We start from the raw sequence: 231 nt of genomic DNA, 5'->3' as shown, positions 1-231 counted from the left end.
TTGTCGGGAGATACCTGAACCGGCTCGCTAACCGTCTCTGACTCTGCCAACAGAAGGCAGGTCGGACAGTTGAACAGATGCAGATTGGTTGCGGGGACAAATCTAACAAGCTCCGATCGACACCACTGCATCTCGCTGCCGCAGGTTGGGCAGCTTGGCGCTTCACGGTCTTCCAGCGAGTGCTTCAGTCTGTCCATCACAACCCTCCCCAGGTCGAGTGATGAAAGCCCC

The 231-nt window shown here is 57.1% G+C and carries 1 protein-coding gene; it reads right to left on the bottom strand.

Annotated features, from left to right (window positions below; genetic code table 11):
- A partial coding sequence (locus tag AC5ZG1_RS44980; protein WP_496136647.1) for a hypothetical protein occupies positions 1-197 on the bottom strand: 197 nt, incomplete at its 3' end.
- Positions 198-231: the final 34 nt, after the last annotated feature.

This window comes from Bradyrhizobium sp. Leo78, from assembly GCF_059512425.1.
This window is presented reverse-complemented; position numbering and strand designations above follow the sequence as displayed.